Source organism: Veillonella sp., assembly GCF_015058545.1.
Lineage (GTDB): Bacteria > Bacillota > Negativicutes > Veillonellales > Veillonellaceae > Veillonella_A.
Map to the genome: position 1 here is coordinate 1 of NZ_SVCB01000127.1, position 8,908 is coordinate 8,908.

Annotated in this window: 8 protein-coding genes; all 8 read left to right on the forward strand. The window is 42.9% G+C overall.

From position 1 onward, the window contains the following. The coding region (locus tag E7204_RS08120) for a sugar-binding domain-containing protein (RefSeq protein ID WP_295183411.1) at positions 1–738 on the forward strand (738 nt) is incomplete at its 5' end. Positions 739–848: 110 nt separating this feature from the next. Beyond that, positions 849–1,856, forward strand: a complete 1,008-nt coding sequence (gap, locus tag E7204_RS08125; protein ID WP_127058274.1) for a type I glyceraldehyde-3-phosphate dehydrogenase — start codon at positions 849–851, stop codon at positions 1,854–1,856. 113 nt (positions 1,857–1,969) lie between these two features. Then, positions 1,970–3,148 carry a phosphoglycerate kinase gene (locus E7204_RS08130; RefSeq protein ID WP_295183414.1) on the forward strand — a complete coding sequence of 393 codons (1,179 nt, stop codon included), beginning with the start codon at positions 1,970–1,972 and terminating at the stop codon, positions 3,146–3,148. A 9-nt stretch (positions 3,149–3,157) separates the two neighbouring features. Next, complete coding sequence (gene tpiA, locus E7204_RS08135; RefSeq protein ID WP_295183417.1) at positions 3,158–3,910, forward strand: triose-phosphate isomerase; 753 nt, start codon at positions 3,158–3,160, stop codon at positions 3,908–3,910. A 209-nt stretch (positions 3,911–4,119) separates the two neighbouring features. Then, positions 4,120–5,652 (forward strand): 2,3-bisphosphoglycerate-independent phosphoglycerate mutase, encoded by a 1,533-nt coding sequence (gene gpmI / locus E7204_RS08140; protein WP_295183420.1) that lies wholly within the window; start codon positions 4,120–4,122, stop codon positions 5,650–5,652. Positions 5,653–5,810: 158 nt separating this feature from the next. Continuing rightward, on the forward strand, positions 5,811–7,097 hold the full coding sequence (gene eno / locus E7204_RS08145; protein ID WP_021841509.1) for a phosphopyruvate hydratase: 1,287 nt from the start codon (positions 5,811–5,813) through the stop codon (positions 7,095–7,097). A gap of 206 nt (positions 7,098–7,303) precedes the next feature. Then, on the forward strand, positions 7,304–7,879 hold the full coding sequence (locus E7204_RS08150) for an RNA methyltransferase (RefSeq protein ID WP_295183423.1): 576 nt from the start codon (positions 7,304–7,306) through the stop codon (positions 7,877–7,879). A 113-nt stretch (positions 7,880–7,992) separates the two neighbouring features. Next, on the forward strand, positions 7,993–8,727 hold the full coding sequence (locus tag E7204_RS08155) for a YebC/PmpR family DNA-binding transcriptional regulator (RefSeq protein WP_021841511.1): 735 nt from the start codon (positions 7,993–7,995) through the stop codon (positions 8,725–8,727). Positions 8,728–8,908: the final 181 nt, after the last annotated feature.

Here is an 8,908-nt window from a genome sequence, read left to right on the forward strand (position 1 = left end):
CTTGAAGCAAAGCTTAAAGAAGTTTTGCAAATTGATGAAGTGATTATTACCAGTGGCGGTGGGGAAACCGACATGGAACGTAAAGAGTTAGGCTTCCAGGCGGCGAAAGTGTTGCAAGGGGTATTGCATCCGGGCAGTGTCTTAGCTGTAAGTGGCGGCAGTACAATGGCCAATATGGCAGATGCTTTGCCGGCCAAGAAATGTCAGGCTACCATTATTCCGGCTCGCGGCGGAATCGGCGAACGGGTAGAATATCAAGCAAATGTGATTGCTTCGGTGATTGCCGAGAAAATCGGCAGTACCTACAAAATGTTACATCTACCTGATGGTTTGTCGCAAGACGCGTTGAGCATTTTGATGAATATGGAACCACAAATCAAAGAAGTGATGGAATTGGCTAAGCAAACCGATATTTTAATCTTTGGCATCGGTGAAGCCTTGCACATGGCAGCACAGCGGCATATAACAGATGCACAACGCTCTACGTTGCGCGCTAAACGTGCTGTTGGGGAAGCCTTGGGTTACTATTGTGACATTAGCGGCAACATTGTGTATACGACCAATAATGTAGGCATAGCCCTTACTGATATTGAGTCTATACCGCATGTAATCGCTGTAGCAGGTGGTGCCGGTAAAGCCAAAGCAATTATCGGGGTGATGAGAGCCTGTCGCAAAGGTACCCTTATTATTGATGAAAGTGCAGCTGAATCAATAGCAGCGCTACTAAGTATTAGCTAGTCATAGTGTTTATGATTTATTATTAGTCATACATTGTTTTATTTAAATCGTAAACACTCACATTTTAAAACTGTTTAGGTATTAATTTTTACACTCTAGGAGGAACCATCATGGCAGTTAAAATTGGTATTAATGGATTTGGTCGTATCGGTAAATGTGTATTTCGTGCAGCGCTTAATAACCCTGACGTAGAAGTAGTGGCTATTAATGACTTAGGCGATATTGAAGGTTCTGCTTTATTATTAAAATATGATTCCGTACACGGTAACTTGCAAGAAGAAGTGACTGTTGACGGTGACTATATCGTGGTTGACGGCAAAAAAGTTCGTGTATTCCATGATCCTAATCCTGCTAATATTGACTGGTCTTCTGAAGGCGTTGAAATTGTTGTAGAAGCAACCGGCCGTTTCCGCAAACGTGATGACGCAGCTCAGCATTTGGGCGGTTCTGTTAAGAAAGTTATCATTTCCGCACCGGCTAAAGAAGAAGACATTACTATTGTAATGGGTGTTAACCAGGACAAATACGATCCTAAAAACCACCACATCATTTCCAATGCAAGTTGCACAACTAACTGCTTGGCTCCGTTTGCTAAAGTATTGAATGAAAAATTCGGTATCAAACGCGGCTTGATGACTACGGTTCACTCCTATACTAATGACCAACGCATTTTGGATACACCGCACAGCGACCTTCGTCGTGCTCGCGCAGCTGCTTTATCCATTATTCCTACAACTACCGGCGCTGCTAAAGCGGTAGCTTTGGTATTACCTGAATTAAAGGGTAAATTAAACGGTTTTGCTCTTCGTGTGCCTACACCAAACGTTTCCATTACCGACTTGGTAGCTGAACTCAATGTAGAAACAACGAAAGAAGAAATCAATGCCGCATTACGTGAAGCAGCACAAGGTGAATTGAAAGGTATCTTAGGTGTTTCTGATTTACCGCTCGTATCTCACGACTTCAACGGTGACCCACGCAGCTCCATCGTTGATGCTGATTTGACAATGACAATGGAAGGCAATATGGTAAAAGTGGTTTCCTGGTACGATAACGAATGGGGTTATTCCAACCGTGTCGTTGATTTAGCTAAATTCATTGCTGATCAAGGTTTATAATTTTTGCAGGGGACTATGCAGATAGTCCCCTCTTTTGCTTGCCATTTATAAGCTAATGACGAGAGATAGGCTTATTTTTTATAAGCTGTATCGTTAACATATAGGAGGCCGTTATGAAAAAAACAATTGAGTCCGTCGACGTAGCCCATAAACGTGTATTTGTGCGCGTAGATTTTAATGTACCTTTAAAAGATGGTGTCATTACTGACGATACGCGTATTCGTGCTACTTTACCGACTATTAATTACTTAATCGGTAAAGGTGCCAAAGTTATTTTAGCGTCTCATTTGGGACGTCCGAAAGGCGAACGTAAGCCTGAATTTACGTTACAGCCATGCGCTGTTCGTCTCAGTGAACTATTGGGCAAACCGGTAGCATTTGCCGATGATTGTGTCGGTGAAGCCGCACATAAAGCGGTAGAAGCTATGCAGGATGGCGACGTTCTTTTGTTGGAAAACTTACGGTATCATAAAGAAGAAGAAAAGAATGGTGAAGATTTTGCCAAAGCATTGGCATCCCTTGCCGAAGTTGGTATCAATGATGCTTTCGGTGTATCTCATCGTGCTCATGCATCCGTAGAAGGGATTACTAAATTTTTACCAATGGCAGCGGGCTATTTATTGGAAAAAGAAATTAAATACGTCGGCGGTGCCGTGGAACATCCGGAACACCCGTTTGCAGCTATTATCGGCGGCGCTAAAGTAAGCGATAAAATTGAAGTTATTTCCAATTTATTGCCAAAAGTAGAAGTGCTTATCATTGGTGGCGGCATGGCCAATACCTTTATTGCCGCTAAAGGATATCCAACCGGCTCATCCTTAGTGGAAGCGGACAAAATCGAATTGGCAGGTCAACTTATTAAACAGGCTGCTGAAACAAATACGAATTTGCTATTGCCAACTGATTTTGTGGTAGCCGATGCATTCAGTAATGATGCTAATCATAAAGTAGTTCCGGCCGACGGCATTGAAGAAGGCTGGATGGCCCTTGATATTGGTCCGGACACACAAAAAGCGTTTGCGGAAGTGTTAAAACCAATGAAGATGATTGTTTGGAACGGACCTATGGGCGTTTTTGAAATGGATAATTTTGCAACCGGCACTAACGCGGTAGCTAAAGCCGTAGCTGAAGCTGACGCAACGACTATTGTTGGTGGCGGTGACTCGGTGGCAGCCATTGAAAAGAGCGGTCTTGCCGATAAAATCTCTCATATTTCGACCGGTGGCGGTGCATCCTTGGAATATTTAGAAGGGAAAGCCTTACCGGGTATCGTGGCATTAGCCGATAAATAAGGAGGAGCCATGCGTAAACAAATTATTGCCGGCAATTGGAAGATGCATACTGATTTAGCGGAAGCTACCATTTTAGTGGAAGGCATTAAAGCAGCTCTCGCTGAAGGTGAAGCGACTCGTGAAGTGGTGGTTTGTCCGCCGTTTACCGGTCTCAGCACGGTAGCTGATTTAATTGAAGATACGGATGTTCGCTTAGGCGCTCAGAATATGTATTTTGAGCCAAAAGGGGCGTTTACCGGTGAAGTTTCGCCACTCATGCTTACCGATGTAGGTTGTCATTATGTAATTCTCGGTCACTCGGAACGTCGTGAGTATTTCGGTGAATCCGACGCTTTAATTAATCAGAAAATAAAAGCCGCTTTCCAATATGATTTAATCCCGATTTTATGTGTCGGCGAAAGTTTGGCACAGCGTGAAGCCAATGAGACACAGTCGTTTATTGACAGCCAATTGACGGCTGGCCTTGAAGGCTTAACGGCTGAACAAGTAAGTCAAATGGTAATTGCTTATGAACCGATTTGGGCTATTGGTACCGGTAAAACGGCAACTGCGGAACAGGCCGGGGAAGTATGTACAGCCATTCGTGCCAAAGTGGCCGCTTTATTCGATAAGGAAACAGCTGAAGCATTGCGTATCCAATACGGCGGCAGTGTTAAAGGCAGTAATGCTAAGGAAATTTTATCGCAGTCGGATATTGACGGTGCTTTAGTAGGCGGTGCATCCTTAAAAGCAGATGATTTCATGGCAATTATTAAAGCCTAAGATTGATTAATGCTTATTTAACTCTAAGGTTGATTAACGATTATTTAAGCCTAAGGTTGATTAATTTTTGACCATTTGAATTCATTTACTAAGTTTTTACGCATACTAGATAAAGATTATAAAGTTATACTGTATAGTAAATAATAGACGGTAAAACTTATCATAGTTTAATTACGAATAATATATTTTGAATATAGAAAGGTTTGTGTATGGCAAAATTAAAAGCTCCCGTGATGCTGACCATTTTAGACGGGTTCGGCATAGGGGATGTGAACGACCCTACCAATGCGGTCGTACAGGCTAAGCCTGAGAACTTTTTAAAATTATGGGAAACCTATCCACATACACAATTACAGGCATCGGGTCTCGCTGTAGGCTTACCGGAAGGCCAAATGGGTAATTCTGAAGTAGGTCATTTAAATATCGGGGCCGGTCGCATTGTGTATCAGGAATTGACGCGAATCACCAAAGATACAGAAGACGGAGCTTTTTTTGAAAAACCTGTTATTAAAGAATTATATGCACAGGCGAAAGCTCATCGTTTACAGATTATCGGTTTGGTATCCGACGGTGGTGTACACAGCTCCTTAGATCATATTAAAGCGATTATTAAAGGGGCTAAAGACGCAGGTGTTACTGAATTATACGTTCATGCTTTATTGGACGGCCGTGATGTACCGCCGCAAAGCGCACTTACCTATATAGAAGATTTAGAAGCTTATATGACTCAGCTCGGCCTTGGTAAAATCGCCACCATCGGCGGTCGTTATTACGGCATGGACCGCGATAAACGTTGGGAACGTGTTGAAAAAGCCTACCAAGCTATTGTTGATGGTGTTGGTGTTACAGCTGATTCTGTTAAAGCGGCGATTGAAGCATCGTATGCCAATGAGGTGGTGGATGAATTCGTAGTGCCTGTAGTATTGGATGCCAAAGGCGCTATTGAAGCTCATGATGCGGTGATTTTTGCCAACTTCAGACCGGACCGTGCTCGCCAGCTCACCAGAGCGTTGGTAGATCCTGAATTTACCGGCTTCAATCGAGTTAAAGGTTTGTTGCCGATTTATATGGCTACTATGACCAAGTATGAAGACGGTTTGCCTACTCATATTGTGTATGAAAAAGAACTGCTCACGAATACATTGGGGCAAGTATTAGCTGATGGCGGTTATACGCAGTTGCGTATTGCGGAAACCGAAAAATATGCGCATGTAACTTATTTCTTTAGTGGTGGCCAAGAAGATGTATTTGACGGTGAAGAACGTATTTTGGTGCCATCCCCTAAAGTGGCAACCTATGATTTACAGCCCGAAATGAGTGCTTACGAAGTAACCGATAAAGTAGTGGCTGCTATTGAAAGCGGCAAGTTCGATATGATTATTTTGAACTTTGCCAACCCTGATATGGTTGGACATACGGGCGTGTTGGAAGCTGCCGAAAAAGCAGTACAAACTGTGGATGCTTGCTTAGCACGTATCGTGGAAGCTATTAATAAAGTAAAGGGTCATTTATTGGTAACCGCCGATCATGGTAACTCGGAAATGATGGTTGACCATCGTACGGGAGCGCCGCATACGGCTCATACGACCAATCCGGTACCGCTTATTTTAGTTAGTGAAACGCATAAAAATGACAGCCTTACCGAAGGTAAACTATGTGATTTAGCTCCGACAATGCTCGATTTGGGCGGTATTGCGCAACCGGCTGATATGACCGGTCACAGCTTATTGGTTAAAAAATAAGAATTTGAATAGGTTGAGTCAATTTATACAAAGGGCTCACCGGTTTAAAATAAAACCATTAAATTTTTTGCAAACGGTTACATATAACCGATTTAAGTATATAAAAGTATTTAAAAATATACTTTTAAGAAGTGTTCTTTTCAAGGAGGTAACACATTATGGCAATGATTACAGATGTTTACGCAAGAGAGATTTTGGATTCCCGTGGCAACCCTACTGTTGAAGTGGAAGTGTATTTAGAAGACGGGTCCATCGGTGTTGCTTCCGTTCCATCCGGTGCTTCTACAGGCATGTTTGAAGCCGTAGAACTTCGCGACGGTGACAAAGGTCGTTACCTCGGTAAAGGGGTAGAACAGGCCGTAGAAAACGTGAATGAAAAAATCGGTCCTGAAATTATCGGTTATGATGCGTCCGAACAAGTAGCTATCGACCGTTTGATGATTGAACTTGATGGCACACCTAACAAAGGTAATTTTGGTGCCAATGCAATTCTCGGCGTGTCCATGGCTGTAGCTAAAGCAGCTGCCGCTTCTTTTGATTTACCATTGTTCCAGTATCTTGGCGGTACTAATGCCAAAGAATTGCCGGTTCCTATGATGAACATCTTAAACGGCGGTGCTCATGCCGACAACAACGTAGATATTCAGGAATTTATGATTATGCCGGTAGGCGCTGAATCTTTCAAAGAAGCTTTACGCGCTTGTGCCGAAGTATATCATACGTTGAAAAACGTATTGAAAGCTAAAGGCCTTGCCACCGGCGTAGGTGATGAAGGCGGTTTCGCCCCAAATCTCGGCTCCAACGAAGAAGCTTTACAGGTTATCTGCGAAGCTATTAAAGAAGCCGGTTATGAACCGGGCAGCTACTTCAAATTGGCTATTGATGCGGCTTCTTCCGAATTCTACAAAGACGGCAAATATGATTTAGCCGGTGAAGGAAAAGTAAAAACGGCCGCTGAAATGGTTGAATTTTATGCTGATTTAGTAGCTAAATATCCTATCATCTCCATCGAAGACGGCCTTGCCGAAGAAGATTGGGAAGGTTGGAAATTATTGACTGAACGCCTTGGCAACCAAGTTCAACTCGTTGGTGATGATTTATTCGTAACTAACACTGAACGTTTGGCCAAAGGTATTAAATCCGATACTGCCAATGCGATCTTAATCAAAGTAAACCAAATCGGTACTTTGACTGAAACTTTTGACGCTATTGAAATGGCAAAACGTGCCGGTTACACTTGTGTTATTTCCCACCGCTCCGGTGAAACCGAAGACAATACTATCGCCGATATCGCTGTAGCTGTTAATGCCGGCCAGATTAAAACCGGTGCACCGGCTCGCAGCGAACGTGTAGCTAAATACAACCAATTGCTTCGCATCGAAGACTTATTGGCTGAAACTGCTCAGTATCGCGGGGAAGACGTTTTTTACAATATTAAAAAATAATCGCTCAGTAAAAAGCGACTGATACATTAAGTAAAAAGATTCGGCTGCATCTGATGAAACTTTGCGGTTTCGTCGGTGTAACGAATCTTTTTACTGTTTTTCAGACTTTTATAGATTTTTTTATAGATTTTTTTATAGATTTTATTTGCGGCGAACGGTGGAATTCATTATAATGGAGAGCAGCGAATAAAAAGGGAGGAATAACCTTGGCAAATTTATATATAGGCTTGGTTCATTATCCTATCTATAATAAGCATGGCGAAGTCATTACGACGGCGATTACGAATTATGATATTCACGATATTGCCCGGGCGGCTATTACGTATGATGTGAGTCGTTATTTTGTGATTCACAACATACCGGCCCAACGTGATTTGGCCAAGCAGATTATGGAGCACTGGCAAACCGGTTTTGGCAGTACCTACAATCCCGACCGCAAAAATGCGTTCAGTGAAGTGGCACTGGTCAACTCGATACGAGCCGCTGTTGAGGAAGTGACAGCCCTTGAGGGTGACCCGCCGATTATCGCCACAACCGATGCACGTACTTATGATAATACGGTAACTTACGCATGGATGCGGCAAACGCTTGAAAAGGGGTCGCGCCCTGTGTTAGTATTATTTGGTACCGGTTATGGCATGACCAAAGAAACTATGGAAGAATTTGATTATATTTTAGAACCTGTATATGGTCACGGTGATTACAATCATCTGTCGGTACGCAGTGCCGTATCCATTATTTTGGATCGTTTGCGTGGCGAAGCGTGGTGGGAAAAAGCATAGCGCTATTAACGTGTAATGCTATAAGAAGACAGCACGCGTAAGCAGAATATAAATAAAGCAGAATGCAAAGGAAGCACCAAAGAATCATTCAGGTTATTATAGGAGGAAGTACAATGTCCGGACATTCAAAATGGGCCAATATTAAACATAAAAAAGGTAAAACTGATGCGTTGAAAGCAAAAGTAACGACTAAAATCAGCCGTGAAATTACGGTTGCTGCACGTATGGGCGGTGGCGATCCGGTTGGTAACATGCGTTTAAAATTGGCTTTACAAAAAGCTCGTGAAAACAACGTGCCTAAAGATAATATTCAACGCGCTATCGCTAAAGGCGTAGGCGCTACAGATATGGATAACTACGAAGAAATTACCTATGAAGGTTACGGCCCGGGCGGCGTAGCGTTAACGGTTGAGTGTTTGACCGATAATCGTAATCGTACGGCAGCCGATGTGCGTCATGCGTTCTCCAAGAACGGCGGTAACCTCGGTGAAACCGGTTGCGTAGCTTGGATGTTTAACCGTAAAGGTATCTTCGTAATCGACAGCGAAGGTCATGACGAAGAAGAATTGACCATGCTTGCTTTAGAAGCCGGTGCGGAAGATTTAAAAGTGGAAGATGACAGTTTTGTTATTTACACCGCTCCGGAAGATTATGACACTGTTGAAGCAGCCTTGGCCGATGCTAATATCGAAACCATGGTAAGTAAAATCACCATGGTACCTGACAACACCATCGCTCTTGAAGGGGACAACGCTGTAAAAATGCAAAAAATGCTCGATGCCCTTGATGACTTGGATGATGTTCAGGATGTTTACCACAACGCGGACCTTCCTGAAGAAGAGGAATAAGAGTATAAAAAATATTAAGCAGTATTGTTAAACATTAATAGGGCTCTTTGTCAAATTTTGGGGCGCTAAAGAGTCTATGCACTTTGAGGAAGGACATGCGACATAACTGTTGCGTGTCCTTTTCTTGCATTGATGAATAAAATCCGGTTACGGAAGTAGTGGAAGTTCCGTATCCCAAAAG